Source organism: Steroidobacteraceae bacterium (assembly GCA_041395505.1).
Classification (GTDB): domain Bacteria; phylum Pseudomonadota; class Gammaproteobacteria; order Steroidobacterales; family Steroidobacteraceae; genus JAWLAG01.
Genome location: JAWLAG010000002.1, coordinates 450042 through 464299, shown reverse-complemented (window position 1 = coordinate 464299; position 14258 = coordinate 450042). Strand labels below are relative to the sequence as shown.

The window sequence follows — 14258 nt, the reverse complement described above, 5'->3', positions numbered from 1 at the left end:
GCGCCACGCGCACCGGCCGCGGCAACTTGTGTCATCATCGGTCGGGTGCCTGTCACCGGAGCCGAGATGGCTGAACTGACCGACAAGCAGGTTGCCTGTATCACCGAGTGCGTCCGTCGATTCGATGGTCATCGCGGTGCGCTGCTGGAAATCCTGCGCGCCGTACAGGCCGAGCTTGGGTGCATTCCGCCGGCTGCGGTGCCAACGATTGCCACGGCGCTCAACCTGTCGCGTGCCGACGTGCATGGTGTCATCAGCTTCTACGATTACCTCCGCAGTTCGCCCGCGGGGAGACATACCGTCCGAATCTGTGTGGCCGAGGCCTGTCAGTCGATGCAAGGCGCCGCGCTTGCGAGCTCAGCGCAAGCCGAGCTCGGCGTACCTTTCGGCGGTACCACGGCCGATGGCCGTATCACACTCGAGCATGTGTACTGCCTGGGCAATTGCGCCTGCTCACCCGCCGTACTGATCGACGACGAGCTGTATGGACGGGTCGACGCCTCGCGCTTGCGGGAGTTGCTCGCGGGACTCGCCGGCCCGTGAGCGTAAAGGCCTATCTCGCCTCGGATGCCGCCGCGGTGTCGCTTGGAGCGGACCGCCTTGCATTACGCCTGCAGCAACTGGCCGATGAGCACGGACTCAAACTCGATCTGCGGCGCACCGGCAGCCGCGGCATGATCTGGCTCGAGCCGCTGCTCGAAATTGAAATCGGCGCCGGTCGCCTCGGTTTCGGGCCGCTCGCAGAGGCGGATCTGCCCGGTCTGATTGCGAGTCGCTTCGAGACGTCGCATGCGCGCTGCGTCGGCTTGATCGACGAACTCGACTGGATGAAGCGCCAGCAACGCGTGACTTTCGTGCGCTGCGGCATCATCGAGCCCACCGACTTCGCGCAGTACCGCGCCGCTCGCGGCCTCATTGGCCTGCAACAAGCGCTCGCCATGAAGGCGACGGAGATCGTCACGCTGATCACCGAGTCCGGTCTTCGCGGCCGGGGCGGCGCGGCTTTTCCAACCGGCAGGAAATGGGAGACGGTACTCGCCCAGGACACGACCGAAAAATTCATCGCCTGCAACGCCGATGAGGGCGATTCGGGAACCTTTGCCGATCGCATGATGATCGAAGGCGATCCGTTCGCACTCATCGAAGGCATGGTGATCGCCGGTCTCGCAACCGGCGCGCAGCGAGGCTACATCTATCTGCGCGCCGAATATCCTCGAGCAGCCCGGGTCATGCAGCGTGCGCTCCTCGAAGCACGGCGCAATCAACTCATCGGCGGCAATATCCTGGGCAGCCGGCATGCTTTCGACATCGAGCTACGCGTTGGTGCTGGCGCCTATATCTGCGGTGAGGAGACTTCGATGCTGGAGAGCCTCGAGGGGCGCCGAGGCGAGGTGAGGGTGCGGCCGCCCATGCCCGCCGTGAGAGGGCTCCATGGCCAGCCCACCGTCGTCAACAATGTGCTGACACTGGCGACCGTGCCCGCCATCCTGGCCGATGGCGCCGCGAGCTACCGAGGCCTCGGCCGCGGTGAGTCGCGTGGCACGCTCGCGTTGCAGCTCGGCGGCAATGTCGCTCGTGGCGGCCTGCTCGAGCTGCCTTTCGGCCTGACGCTCGAGGACGCGCTGTTCAGTCTCGGCGGCGGCAGCGCAACCGGCAGGCCGTTGCGCGCTGCGCAGGTGGGCGGGCCACTCGGCGCCTATCTTGGCAGGGAGGAGTTCGACGTGACGCTCGACTACGAATCGCTGGCAGCGCGCGGCGCCATGCTCGGTCACGGCGGTGTCGTGGCTTTCGACGATCGTGCCAATCTCGGTCTCATGGCACGTCATGCGATGCAGTTCTGCGCCGACGAGTCCTGCGGCAAATGCACGCCCTGCCGCGTCGGCTCGACGCGCGCCGTCGCCTTGCTGGATGCCCTGCGTGCCGGCACGGCAGGCCCTGATGGCCTTGCCGAACTCGAGGAGCTCTGCCAGATCATGTTGCAAGGCTCCCTGTGCGGCCTCGGCGGGATGGCGCCGATCCCGGTGCAAAGCATCATCAAACGATTCCCCGCCGCGCTGGGTCCAAACCAGACCGAGGGACACTGAATGCACGCCATCGACCATCGGGATCTGGGTACACCGGCCGCCCTTGGGCAAGCGACGATCGAGTTGTGGATCGACGATCGCAAGGTCGCAGTTCCCGCCGGCACGTCCATCATGCGCGCGGCCGCACTCGCGGACCTCGCTGTGCCGAAACTCTGCGCGACCGATACGCTCAAGGCATTCGGCTCCTGCCGCCTGTGCATGGTCGAAATCGAAGGACGCAAATCGCTCGCCGCCGCGTGTACGACGGCTGCAGAGTCCGGCATGCGGGTGCGCACCCGGAGCACGGCCCTGCATCGATTGCGCCGCGGCATCGTCGAGCTATACGTGTCAGAGCACCCGCTCGACTGCGATCGCTGCCGGGCGAATGGCCATTGCGAGCTGCAGGACGTGGCGCGCGAGCACGGAATCACGACATCCCGCTGGGCGCCCAAGGTGCCGGCGTCGGCGCAGGCGATCGACACCAGCAATCCGTATTTCGATTTCACGCCAGATCTTTGCATCACCTGCTCGCGTTGCGTGCGGGCCTGTGACGAGATCCAGGGTACGTTTGCGTTGACGATTGCCGGCCGCGGTATGAATTCCCGTGTTACCGCCAGCCAGGCCGAAACATTTCTCGGCTCCGAGTGCGTTTCCTGCGGTGCCTGTGTCGAATCCTGTCCGACGGGCGCGCTGCACGAGAAGTCTCTCGGTTCCGGCAGCGCGCCGACTCGCGCCGTTACGACCACCTGCGGCTATTGTGGCGTGGGGTGCTCGTTGCAGGCGGAAGTGCGCGAGGGTGACGCGGGCCCGGAGGTAGCACGTATCGTGCCGAATCGTGATGGTGCGGCGAACCATGGCCACGCCTGTGTCAAGGGCCGTTTTGCCTACGGTTATGTCTCGCATCCGGAGCGGATATTGCATCCCATGATCCGCGCAAGCCGCACCGACCGCTGGCAGGAAGTGAGCTGGGATCAGGCATTCGCGCACGCGGCGCAGGAGTTCCGCCGGATCCAGAATCGTTACGGCGCTGGCGCGGTCGGTGGCATCACCTCATCGCGCTGCACCAACGAAGAGACTTTTCTTGTTCAGAAACTGGTTCGCGCCGCGCTTGGCAACAACAACGTCGACACCTGCGCGCGCGTCTGCCATTCGCCCACCGGCTATGGCCTGAAGCACACGCTCGGCGAATCGGCCGGGACCCAGGCTTTTGATTCGGTGCAGGTGGCCGATGTGATCATGATCATCGGTGCGAACCCGACCGATGGTCACCCGGTATTCGCCTCGCAGCTGATACGTCGCCTGCGCCAGGGCGCACGATTGATCGTGGCCGATCCGCGGGCGATCGGACTTGTCAGGTCCGCCCATATCGCGGCGGACTATCACCTGCAACTTCGCCCCGGCAGCAACGTTGCACTGATCAACGCCCTGGCCCATGTCATCGTGACCGAAGGATTGTTCTCGCGGGAATTCGTGGCCGACAGATGTGAGCCGGATTCCTTCGAGCGCTGGTGCGAGTTCATCCGGCGCTCCGAGAATTCGCCCGAGGCGGTCGAAGTCCATACGTCGGTTCCGGCCGGCCTGGTGCGGGGCGCGGCCAGGCTCTATGCGCGCGGGGGCCGCGCCGCCATCTACTACGGACTCGGTGTCACCGAGCACAGCCAGGGCAGCACGATGGTGATGGGCATAGCCAATCTTGCCATGTTGACCGGCAATCTTGGTCGCGAAGGCGCCGGCGTCAACCCGCTGCGCGGCCAGAACAACGTGCAGGGCTCCTGCGACATGGGTTCGTTCCCGCATGAATTCAGCGGCTATCGACACGTCGGCGACGATGCGGTGCGCGGGGCGTTCGAGCGTGACTGGCAGGTGCAGCTCGCGAGCGAGCCGGGCCTGCGCATTCCGAACATGTTCGATGCGGCGCTCGACGGGAGTTTTCGCGCCCTGTACGTGCAGGGCGAGGATCTCGCGCAATCGGATCCGAATACCGCGCATGTCACGGCAGCACTCAGCGCGCTCGAGTGTCTCGTCGTGCATGACCTGTTCATGAACGAAACCGCGAAGTTCGCCCATGTGTTCTTCCCGGGCTCGTCGTTTCTCGAAAAGGACGGAACCTTTACCAACGCCGAGCGGCGCATTTCGCCGGTGCGACGCGTACTCGAGCCGCGCGCCGGACTGCAGGACTGGCAGATCACAATGCGATTTGCCAACGCGCTCGGGCTTCCGATGCATTACGATCATCCGTCGCAGATCATGGCTGAAATTGCGCGGCTCACCCCGACCTTCGCCGGTGTCGATTACGAGAAGATCGACCGTCTCGGGAGCCTCCAGTGGCCCTGCAACGATGCGGCGCCGGAGGGAACACGGACGATGCACGTCGAGCAGTTCGTGCGCGGCAAAGGGCGGTTCTATGTAACGGCATTCGTACCCACGGCCGAGCGCAGCTCGAGCCGCTATCCGTTGCTGCTCACGACCGGGCGGGTCCTCAGTCAATACAATGTCGGCGCACAGACGCGGCGCACGGCGAACCTGCGTTGGCATGACGAAGACCGGCTCGAGATCCACCCGGACGATGCCAATGATCGCGGCATCGCGAGCGGCGACTGGGTCGGTGTATCAAGCCGCGTTGGCGCGACCGTGTTGCGCGCCGAAGTAACCGAGCGGGTGTTGCGTGGAGTGGTGTACACGACTTTCCATTTCCCGGAGTCGGGTGCCAACATCGTGACCACCGAGAACTCCGATTGGGCGACCAATTGTCCCGAGTACAAGGTGACTGCCGTTCAGGTGGTGCGCGTCGAGCAGCCGGAGCAATGGCGCGCACGCGCGACGGGCGCGCGCGGCCATGACCTGAAGGCACGCGGCCAAAGTGAACACGCCTGAACGGCGCCCAACCGGCGAGGTGACCGCACAGCCCGTGAGCGTTGCGGTCCAGCGCTGGGGGCGCGACGGCACGCGGTCCGGGCGCGACATGATCGCAAGCGAGTTGCCTGTCGCGCTGGAATTCAACGGTGTTGCCTACGCCGTGATGATGGTGACACCGGTGGATCTCGAGGACTTCGCGGTCGGATTCTGCATGACCGAAGGGTTGGTCGAGCATCCAGCCGACATCCGCAGCATCGAGATCGAAACGCAGGCGCTCTCGGCCAGGTTGCGCCTGACGATCAACGCGCGCCAGTTTGCCGCGCTGCTGCGGCGCCGCCGCGCCATGGCTGGTTTTTCGAGTTGCGGCATCTGCGGAGTCGAGAGCCTGGACGATGCGTTGCGCAAGGTACCGCGTGCCGGGTCGACGCTGCGAGTGTCGGCGGCGCAGGTGCAGCAGTGGCTCGCTGATCTGGCCGCATGGCAGCCCGTCAACGCAGTCACAGGCGGCATGCATGCCGCCGCGTGGATCCATGATGGCCGTTTGCGGCAGGTGCGAGAGGATATTGGCAGGCACAATGCGCTCGACAAGGTGTTGGGCGCGGTAATGCGCAAAGAGGCCGCGGATTGTGCAACGGGACTGTTACTGGTGACCAGTCGCGCGAGCTATGAAATGGTGCTGAAGGCTGCGCAATGCCGGATCGAAATCCTCATTGCAATGTCGGCTCCAACATCCCTCGCCGTGCAGAGCGCCGAGAATTGCGGGATGACCCTGGTCGCGTTCGCACGGCCTGGTCAACACGTCGTCTACACACATGCGGAGCGCATCGGTGGATAAGCGGCACCTGGCGGCCATGGTCGAGGACATCGCGAGCTTCTTTCGTTCCGCGTCGGTGTCCGACCAGATAAGCGCCGATATCGGCAGCCACCTGCGGCGGTTCTGGGAACCACGCATGCGCAGCGAACTCATTGCAGCCTGGCGCAGTGGCGAAATCAAGCTGAGCGACGCAGCGGCCGCTGCGGTTGCGCGCCTTGCCGAGACTCACGACGCCTGCGGCTGACGCATCGCCGCGATCCAGGTATCTATCTTGCGCTCGAGGATAGGCAGCGGCAGGGCGCCGGTGTTGAGAACCTGGCGGTGAAATTCGCGCAGGTCGAACTTTGAGCCGAGTTCCTTCTCGGCCTTGCGGCGCAATCGTTGAATCGTGAGCGCGCCGATCTTGTACGCCAGTGCCTGGCCGGGAATAGCAATGTAGCGTTCGACCTCGGCTGTCGCATCGGTCTCACCCATGGATGAGTTGTCGAGCATGTAACGGATGGCTTGCTCGCGCGTCCAGCCCTTGGTGTGCAAACCGGTATCGACGACGAGGCGCATGGCGCGCAGCATTTCAGAATCGAGATGGCCGAAACGCTGGTAGGGATCGTCGTACAAACCCATCTCATAGCCCAGTGTTTCCACGTAGAGGGCCCAGCCTTCCACATAGGCGGTGTTGCCGCCAAAGCGCATGAAATTCGGCAACGCCGTATTCTCCTGCGCCAGGCTGATCTGGAAATGATGACCGGGAGCGCCTTCGTGCAGATAAAGCGAAGTCATGCCCGGCGAGGTTCGCGAGGGCAGGTCGTAGGCGTTGAAATAGAAGATGCCGGGCCGCGACCCGTCCGGGGTACCACGCTGGTACGATCCTCCGGCCTGGAATTTCTCACGGAACGGCTCGTAGGGGCGGATCTCCAGGGCCGCTTTGGGAAGATCCGTGAAAAACCTTCCGATCTGCTGATCGACGCGCCGACCGAGCGCGTAATACGCTTCGGTCAGGCTTTCACGCGATGAGGGTTTGAATTGCGGGTCATTGCGAATGAATTCGAAGAACTGTGGCAGCGTTCCCTCGAATCCGACGGCCTCGCGCACCTTCATCATCTGCTCGCGTATACGCGCAACTTCCGTCAAACCCAGTTCGTGCACTTCCGCCGCCGTCAGTGGCAAGGTCGTGCGCGCCTCGATCAGGCGGGCATAGAGCTCGGTGCCACGGGGCATGGCCGCGAGGCCAACGACCTCGCGCGTCTTCGGCAGGTATTCGTCACGCAGGAAATCGCGCAATCGCGTCAATGCCGGATAGATCTGCAGCCGGATGGCGTCGCGATAACGCTGCGTGTAGCGCTCGCGGTCCGCGTCCGTGAATTCGGCGGGAAAATCACCGACAGGCCCGAAATAGGTCGACTCATCGACCGGCGCCGCCAACTGCGTGTCGAGTTGGGCGATGACATTGTTGATGGTCAGGCGTGTCTCGACGATGCCGCTCGCCATGCCCTCGCGGAAACGCCCGATGGCCCGATCGATCAGGTCGGCGTACTGCGCATGTCGCAGGAGCGCATTGTCGTAATCGGTGGCGGTCTTGAAGGGCGCCGCTCCCTTGCCGGATGAGATAACCGGATAGAAAACATGGATACCGTAGAAATGATTGAGTGGGCGCACCTCCGTCAACTCGAGCATGTCCGGTCTCAAGTCGATCAGGGATTGCTCCTGCTCATACTCGAAGACATCGTAGGCGATGCGGTCGGTGGCATCGAGTTGCGCGCGATCGATGGCATGCAATCGGGCAAGTTCGCGCATTGCGGCTTCGCGCTCGGCGTCATTGTGCGCATCGGTGAAGATGTCGCCGAGCTGGTCGGCGTACCGCAGGTCGCCACGAAACAGCGCCGACAGCGGATTTCGCCGGAGGCTGTCTTCATCGCTCGACGCAAAGAGTGCGCGCAGCTCGGCCGGTGCGTCGGCTGGCCGGGTGGTAGCGGATGTTTCGGGTGCAGTGGGCTTCGCCGCGGGTGCACCGGCACAGGCGCAGAGCGTGGCGCAAAGCACCACCAGAATCGTTCTCGATATCACTTATTGGCTCCGTTCTGTCGGCGTTGTTTACAACGCTCAATGGCCGCGAAGGCTACAAGGCTGAGACGCGCATCACAACCGCAATCCGTTTTGTGACGTCGTGCACAACGTTAAGTCAGGTCAGGGTCGTGCTGTCGGCCGAAGTCGCTGGCCGCGGCCCGCAATCGTCGCCGCGCATGACAATGCCGGTGCCCTGGGCAGCCCGGTTGGGTCCCGGAGCCGGCGTGCAGAACCTAACTAATTGAAAACAAAAAATTAAATTCGAGTTGGCCCGGATCCTGCTTTGGCAGGGGGACTCGCAGGATCACTGCGTGGACGGAGTGAGCTGGATCGTGAGACGTAACTACACACAGACAGATCGCCCAATCGGCAATGGCCCGTCACGGATAGGCAAGACGCTTGCCGGCGCCTGCCTGGTCGCAGCCATGCTGGGCGGTGTCGCAAACGCCGGACCGCTCATGGTCGGCGAGCAGGTCGAGGTTGGCAACCAGAATGGCAATGCCTTCACGCCGAGCCCGGTCAATGGCGACACCAATGGGCTTTATAGCAATATTTCCTTCCTCCTCGATGGCGAGCGCGGCGTCAATGCCGCCGCCGGGGCATTCGTGCTCGATTACCGCCAGAGCGGTGGCGAGTGGGAACAATTCGTCAGCTTCTGCCTGCAGCCTGACGTCTATCTGATGCCGTTTTCGAATCCCTATGAAGTGACCGGCCTTTCGGCTTCGCCTTACCAGAACGATGCCTGGATCGCCGAACTCTGGGGCCGTCACAGGAACGACGTGACCAACGATATCGGCGCAGCCGCCTTTCAGGTGGCGCTCTGGGAGCTCGCCTACGGCGTGAGTGACCGAAACCTCGGCAGCGGCGCGTTTCGGCTCACGAGCTCCGGCGCCGTGTTCGATCTGGCGCAGAGCTGGCTCACGGAAATCGATGGCAGCGGCCCCATGGCCGAGGGTCTGATGGTGCTCGTCAACAATCCGCAGCTGACCGATCGGCAGGATCTGCTCACCGCGAATCCGACTGTGCCTGAGCCCGGAACCCTTGCGTTGCTCGGGATCGGCCTGGTTGGCATTGCCGCCGTGCGCCATCGCCGCAGACGCGCAGTCGCCTGAGCCGAATCAGCGAAGGAAGTCGCCAACAAGAAATGCGGGCGCGATAACCCGGCGCAAGATCGGGGTCGCGTACTGCAGCGCCGCCATCAGGCAGCGGCGGTGGCCAACTGGACCTGGTTGCGGCCACCATGCTTGGCGGCATACACCGCCGCGTCGGCTCGCGCCACGAGCTGCTCGCCCCAGATACCCAGCATGTCGCTGCTCGCGATACCAATGCTGCAGGTGAGCTCGATGGGTTCGCCAAAGCCTCCGACCCGCATCTGCGCGACACGCGCACGAATGCGCTCCGCGATCAATTGTGCTGCGGCGACATCGGCGCTGCTCAGCACCACGATGAACTCCTCGCCGCCATAGCGACCGATGACATCCGACTGGCGCAGTTCGGACTGGATCGGCGCGGTAATTGCGCGCAGGCAGGCATCGCCCGCCGCGTGGCCGTATCGGTCATTGATCTGCTTGAAGTGGTCGAGGTCGATGAACAGCAGCGCAATGGGCAGGCCGCGGGCCTGTGCGCGAAGGCAGGCGGCGTCGAGACGTTCCATGAGCGAGCGCCGGTTGAGCATGCCGGTCAATGGATCGGTCTGCGCGCGTCGCTCGGCGTCGGTCAGCGCCAGCCGCTGCTCGCGCAGACGGTCGGCCACGCCGAGCGCGACCAGGATGGCAGCAGCGACCATCGCCAGGGGCAGTCCCAGGTAGGGCAGGTTGCTGCCATCGAATTGACGGTCGACGAGCAGCCGCGCGGCGGTCGCGATCGTGAAGACTTCGAGCAGGCCCCAGGCCAGCAGAAACCAACCGGCGCCCCGGCTGCCACGGCGCCAGGCGAGGAAACACACGATGAGCGTGAAGATCGCGGTGCCGAGAAAGATGATATTGCCAACTGCCGCGACCTTGGTGCCAAGGCCGATCAGCTGTCCGACATTCGCGACGGCAAGCACCAGGAAGACCAGGGCCAGGACGCCAAAGATGCGGTGTACCCGCGGCCAGTAGCGCTTGAGATCGGCGATTTCACGCACGAACAGTGCCGCGGCTGCGCCGCTCAATGCGGCCGGTATGTTCCATGCATTCGCGTTCAGGGGCGTTGCGATGCGCAGCAGTGGCCAGTCAAAACCCTGTCCCGACAGATAGGCGATATAAAGCGCCTGCAGGCTGAACAGGACCGCATATAAAAGGAATATCGAGCTCTTCAGGATGGCCCAGATGAGCAACGACGCGGTGGCCATCGCCATCAGCGCGCCGAAACTGAGCGCAATGACCCGGCTGTTGTTGTTGGCCTCGGCGAGCTTGTGCGCAAGCGGCGCGAGCTCGAAGCCGAGGGACTCGGAGCCGCTGCCCTCGGGTGTTATCTCGGCGTAGAAGGTTTGGCCGCCGACAAGGGTCCGGTCGAGTGCGAATACTGATTCGTGCATGGCGCGAAATCCGCCGGCGGAAAATGCCGGCGCGATGGCAGAGTCGGCCGATGCCGCGGCGGCGAACAATCGCAGCTGCAAATGCCGGCCTTTGCGAATGATCAACGCATCGTGATTGAGATGACGGTCGCCGATTTCGATACGCACCCAGAATGCTGCACGGGTCGAGCGCAACGCCGCGAAGTCGAACGGGCGGAAGCGCTGATCCAGGCGGCCACTGGCGACCTCGGCAGGCGCCGCCTCGCCTGCAAGTGCGGTCAGCTGCAGGCCCTCTTCGGCGAACGCCGGAACCATGCACGCGAGAAAAAGGAGTAACGCAAGCAGGAGTTTTCGCGGCGCGGTCATGCTGGCAATCATCGTAGACAGTCCCTGCGGCAGTGTCACTGCCGTGAACAAAAAAGGCCCGACTTTCGGTCGGGCCCTTGTGGGAGCGGATCCACGTGTGTCAGCGCACGGGTTAGTCCATACCGCTCTACCGCTGATAACGATAGCGTTGCCGGCCGCGGCTTGCAAGTGACACGTCTCCTGTGTCAGCGCTACTCCACGGGTTCGATAGAATGCAACGCATGAGATTTTGCATCGTGGGTGCAGGAGCACTTGGCAGCATACTTGCCGCGGCGCTCATTCGATCGGGTCACCAGGTGGCGGTGGTGGCGCGGGGACGGCGGGCGGATCAACTGCGCTCGCTTGGACTGTCGGTGCGCGGCCTCATCACAATCGACCTACCCTGCCATGTGGTCGAATTGCCGTCGCAACCTTCCGCCTGCGACGTGCTCATACTCGCGACCAAGGCGATCGACACAGAGGCCAGTCTGCAGCCGTTTGCCGGTATCGGCGTCGATTGCGCCTTTTCGGTGCAAAACGGCATCTTGAAGGACGATCTGCTCGCCGGTGTGCTTGGACAGGGTCGCGTCCTGGGCGCGATGGCGGATTTCAGCGGCGAGTTGACGGGATCCGGCGAGGTGTTGTTCACGCGCAATGTCTGCCTGCACCTCGGTGAACTGTCTGGCCAGTCGAGCCCGCGCCTCACATCCATTGCCGCGGCGATCGACCAGGCCGGCGTCCGTACGGCGGCGGTAACCGACATACGAACCCGCGAGTGGTCCAAGTTCGTTGGCTGGCTGGCGTTGGTGCCGGTTGCCGTGCTCACGCGCCTGCCAACCGCACAGCTCCTGTGCGATGCCGGTTGCGCGGAGGTACTCGTTCGCCTGGCACGCGAAGCGGGCGCGCTGGCGCGAGCTGAGGGCGTCGAAATCATCGACCTCTCGCCGCTCCCCTCGGCCTGCCTGCAGGACGGGGACATCGCGCCGGCGATCGAACGCGTGCAGGATGTGGGCCGCCGGATGCGCTCGAGCGTGCCGGGGCACCGCATGTCCTGCCTGCAGGATATCGAGCGCGGCACGCCGCTCGAGATCGAAGAAACGCTGGGCGATGCACTCGAGCGCGGCCAGCGGCTTGGCATCGACATGCCGACCCTGCGCAGTTGCCTGCAATTGCTGCGGGCCTGCGATCCGGGCAGGGACCTCAGGCGCGCGAGCAGTACGCCAGTGCCGCGATGATCGCTCGCGCCCAGGCGTCGGGTTCATCGAAGGCCATGTTGGATGACTGCCCGACCAGCCGCTGAAACCTGAAATCCGGCCGCAGCGCTTTCACGCGCTCGAACGTGAAATCGAGCAGGTCATCGGAATTCGACAGGACCACGACCGGGCCGGCGAGTGTCGCAAGGCTGCCCGCCATGTCGTACTTGAATACGGCGTGGTGTCCATACCATTCCATCGGACCCGCGAGATACATGGCCAGCACGGACCAATGCAGCGCCTGCGGACTGCCCACAACCCGTTCACGCAGGTAACGGTACCGGTTTGCCAGGTACTCGCCCTGCGGGTCAGGCGTCTGCTCCCAATGCGGCACCGCCAAGCGCTTGTCGCGCTCCTCGTCGCTGTACAAAGGTACCCCGTGCAACACGAGGCACGCAGTGCGCGCTGGCGCGATGCGCGTCATTTCCGTGGCTACGGTCGCGCCGGTGTGGTGGCCGACGATGGCGATGCGCTCGATGCCAAGTCCGTCGAGCCCGCCATGCAAAGCGCGCGCATAGTCATTGATGCCGGGCGGCGATGCCGGCCTGTCGGAAAATCCATACCCAGGCAGGTCGATCGCGATCGAACCGACTCCGAGGCGGGCCAGCGCCTCCTGCGCGCGAGTAAAATAGATATGAAACCAAGGCACCTGATGGATCAGCAGTACACGCGCTTCGCCGCCCATGCGCTGGTAGTGCAATTGACCAAGCGTGCTGTCGACATAGCCGCGGCGCGCGGCGAGCGCAGCATCGAGGGGTCCGGCCGGCGTGATCGGCAGGTCTCGCGGTTGCCCGGCGTCCGTTGCCATGCCCATCGGCAGCATCGCGAGCGCAAACCAGCACGCGCCGACGCAGAGGCGCCTCATGCGTTCATCGCAGCGAGCGGTAATTGGCGCCCCAGGTAGCGGCCGAAACTCAGCGCCGGCGTGACCATCATCCCGCCTACGAAGGCGTTGCCCATGGTCTGTCCGGCGCCGAGCAGTTCGCCGGCGGCATACAGATTGCGGATCGGCGCGCCACCGGGGCGTATCACGCGCAGCTGCCCATCGACAGCGACGCCAACCGTGGAGGTGACCGAGTGGCCCTGGTGGCGAATGGCATAGAAAGGAGGCTGCACGATCGGCCGCGGCAGATGTTTGCGGCCGAGCGCGTCGCGGCCCCTGCGCACGCCCTCGTTGTAACCTGCTACGGTGGCCAGGAGCCCGTCGCGGTCGATGCCGCAGGCGTCGGCGAGCTTCGCAATGCTGTCGGCGCGGGTGAACATCATCTGTGTCGCGAAGGCTTCACGGATATCGTCGCGTGACCAGTTGCGCACCCCTGGGGGTGCACCGGCAAGTATCGCTTCGTCGAAGATGATCCAGCAGCGCAGGTCGGGCTGGGCGAGCAGTGCGTGTTCGCGCCGGTCGACACTGGGTTCATCCTCGCAGATGAAGCGTTTGCCATCGACGTTGACATAGATTTCCCAGGGTGGCCGGTCCTGGGGCACGGTGTTGAACCGGCCAAGAATCTTCGCAGGATACAGGTCGTTGACCAGAATCGAACCGAAGTTGCACAGATAGTTCTCGCGACCACGCACGTAACCACCTACCGCGAGCGCGAGCTCGATTCCCGCGCCCTTCGAGTAGCCATAGGCCATGTCACCGTAGTGCCGATACCCCGAGAGCGCCTCGAACAGCTGCGCATTGGCGGCATAGCCACCGCAGGTGAGTACGGTGCTGCGGCCGCGATGGATGGTCTCGCGGTCGGCGGATTTGACTCGCACCCCGCTCACCGCACCGTCGCGATCGGTCAGCAGCGCCGTTACCGATGTGTCGAGGGCAAGGTCGATGCGTCCCGCGGCGACCTGCGCGGCAAGCGGCGCCGTCAGGACGCCCAGAATGTCGCGCCCGCCGTTGGCACCCCATGCGTAACGCGCAACGCTGTAGGGTTCATGGGCCGCTCCGAGGATGGGATGCTCGGGCAGGGGTTTCAGGCCGAGGTCCATCAGCCAGTCGAAAGTGGCCGCAGCCTCGTTGACCGCAAGACGTACCAGCACCGGATCGGCCGTGTTGCGGCTGATGCGCATGACATCGTCGTAGTGCTGCTGGGGACTATCCTCGATGCCTTTGCTGCGTTGCAGCCGCGTGCCTGCCGCGCTCATCTGTCCCGTCGACAGGAACAGCGTGCCACCAACGGCGGGCGCGGCCTCCAGCAGCAGGACCCGCGCGCCGCGCTCGGCCGCCACAATGGCCGCCGGCAATCCGGCCGTTCCGGCGCCGACGATGATGACGTCGTAACGGGTGCCCGGGGCGATCTTTGCGCGCAAGCGCGTTGCGAAAGCGGCCAGTGCGCCACCGGCCAGATAGTGCAGGAAACTGCGGCGACGCATCG

Annotated in this window: 11 protein-coding genes; 7 read left to right on the top strand and 4 right to left on the bottom strand. The window is 64.3% G+C overall.

Translation table 11 applies throughout. The features are described 5' to 3' along the window. Window positions 1-66: 66 nt before the first annotated feature. From R3E77_14825 to R3E77_14805, 5 genes are read left to right on the top strand one after another with little or no spacing between them, the layout of a single operon-like run. Complete coding sequence (locus R3E77_14825; protein MEZ5500684.1) at window positions 67-543, top strand: formate dehydrogenase subunit gamma; 477 nt, start codon at window positions 67-69, stop codon at window positions 541-543. Next, window positions 540-2084, top strand: coding sequence for an NADH-ubiquinone oxidoreductase-F iron-sulfur binding region domain-containing protein (locus tag R3E77_14820; protein MEZ5500683.1), 1545 nt, complete (start codon window positions 540-542; stop codon window positions 2082-2084). The genes R3E77_14825 and R3E77_14820 overlap by 4 nt, the downstream gene beginning before the upstream one ends. Further along, window positions 2085-4937 carry a formate dehydrogenase subunit alpha gene (gene fdhF / locus R3E77_14815; GenBank protein MEZ5500682.1) on the top strand — a complete coding sequence of 951 codons (2853 nt, stop codon included), beginning with the start codon at window positions 2085-2087 and terminating at the stop codon, window positions 4935-4937. It abuts the gene before it with no gap. A gap of 34 nt (window positions 4938-4971) precedes the next feature. Beyond that, on the top strand, window positions 4972-5754 hold the full coding sequence (gene fdhD / locus R3E77_14810) for a formate dehydrogenase accessory sulfurtransferase FdhD (protein MEZ5500681.1): 783 nt from the start codon (window positions 4972-4974) through the stop codon (window positions 5752-5754). Further along, window positions 5747-5977, top strand: a complete 231-nt coding sequence (locus R3E77_14805) for a formate dehydrogenase subunit delta (protein ID MEZ5500680.1) — start codon at window positions 5747-5749, stop codon at window positions 5975-5977. Before fdhD ends, R3E77_14805 begins: the two co-directional genes overlap by 8 nt. Here the strand turns inward: R3E77_14805 and R3E77_14800 are convergent. Beyond that, entirely contained in the window at window positions 5959-7794 is a 1836-nt protein-coding gene (locus R3E77_14800) for a DUF885 domain-containing protein (GenBank protein ID MEZ5500679.1), read from the bottom strand. The two genes, R3E77_14805 and R3E77_14800, sit on opposite strands and share 19 nt — an antisense overlap. Window positions 7795-8126: 332 nt before the next feature. On the opposite strand from R3E77_14800, the gene R3E77_14795 reads away from it, so the two are divergent. Next, on the top strand, window positions 8127-8906 hold the full coding sequence (locus R3E77_14795; protein MEZ5500678.1) for a PEP-CTERM sorting domain-containing protein: 780 nt from the start codon (window positions 8127-8129) through the stop codon (window positions 8904-8906). Window positions 8907-8992: 86 nt separating this feature from the next. On the opposite strand, the gene R3E77_14790 is transcribed toward R3E77_14795, so the two are convergent. Beyond that, a complete protein-coding gene (locus R3E77_14790) occupies window positions 8993-10657 on the bottom strand; it encodes a diguanylate cyclase (GenBank protein ID MEZ5500677.1) in 1665 nt (554 codons plus the stop codon). A gap of 221 nt (window positions 10658-10878) precedes the next feature. Here R3E77_14790 and R3E77_14785 point away from each other — a divergent pair, with 221 nt between their 5' ends. After that, a complete protein-coding gene (locus R3E77_14785) occupies window positions 10879-11871 on the top strand; it encodes a ketopantoate reductase family protein (GenBank protein ID MEZ5500676.1) in 993 nt (330 codons plus the stop codon). Here R3E77_14785 and R3E77_14780 read toward each other — a convergent pair. Both R3E77_14780 and R3E77_14775 read right to left on the bottom strand, forming a co-directional pair. Continuing rightward, window positions 11837-12754, bottom strand: coding sequence for an alpha/beta hydrolase (locus R3E77_14780; GenBank protein MEZ5500675.1), 918 nt, complete (start codon window positions 12752-12754; stop codon window positions 11837-11839). The two genes, R3E77_14785 and R3E77_14780, sit on opposite strands and share 35 nt — an antisense overlap. Further along, a complete protein-coding gene (locus tag R3E77_14775) occupies window positions 12751-14256 on the bottom strand; it encodes an FAD-dependent oxidoreductase (GenBank protein MEZ5500674.1) in 1506 nt (501 codons plus the stop codon). The genes R3E77_14780 and R3E77_14775 overlap by 4 nt, the downstream gene beginning before the upstream one ends. Between the last annotated feature and the right edge of the window lie 2 nt (window positions 14257-14258).